The organism is Bacillus sp. LR--39 (assembly GCF_053613335.1).
The window spans coordinates 1-687 of the sequence record NZ_JBSIOT010000934.1; the positions used below are offsets into that span (position 1 = coordinate 1).

The window sequence follows — 687 nt, forward strand, 5'->3', positions numbered from 1 at the left end:
TCATTTTTGCAATTCCGCACGGTATGGAAATCAATGTCCTGATGCCAGGCAAGAAACGGCCGCTGAACGCGACAAAGCCACCATGTTTTTTGAAAAATTTATCTGACTTATCAAGCGCTTCAGGTTTAATAAAGAGATACTTCCCAAAACGTTCAAGAAACGGCCTTCCTCCGTACCGGCCTATCCAATACAGCGTAAGCGGACCGGCCACTCCTCCAAGCGATCCTGCCAAAACAACGCCGGCAAGTGTCATATCGCCTTTAGATACCCAATAGCCCGCAAGCGGCAAGACGACTTCGGCCGGGATAAACTCAATACTGAGCGCTAGAAATATTCCAAAATAAGATAAGCTTTTAAATGCTTCTATCCATGACATAACCAGCTCTTCGATAGCCACCAACTCCCTTGTTTCATGTTTATGTATTATACATTTTTGTTTTTTCGGAAAACGTCAAGATGATTTTAACACATTTTTCACGGTCAGTTGAACTAAAAATAGATCTCCCTCGTATTTCTATCGTTTTGAAGGCTGAAACTCTGCGGTTAAGCAGCCGATAATAAAGAGAGTCAACAAGACTGGAACACACGATACGGGGGGAATCTCCATTTGGAAATACACGTTACATATAATACGACTCTCATATGTTTATCTATTCTAATTGCCTGTACCGCCTCGTATATTTCCCT

2 protein-coding genes are annotated in these 687 nt (G+C 42.4%); one reads left to right on the top strand and one right to left on the bottom strand.

Annotation, left to right across the window (positions count from 1 at the left end):
• The coding region (locus tag ACWHAR_RS27575) for a DedA family protein (RefSeq protein ID WP_452088500.1) at positions 1–427 on the bottom strand (427 nt) is incomplete at its 3' end.
• 180 nt (positions 428–607) lie between these two features.
• Here ACWHAR_RS27575 and ACWHAR_RS27580 point away from each other — a divergent pair.
• Positions 608–687, top strand: an 80-nt coding sequence (locus ACWHAR_RS27580) for a hypothetical protein (protein ID WP_452088501.1), incomplete at its 3' end; no start/stop codon positions are given.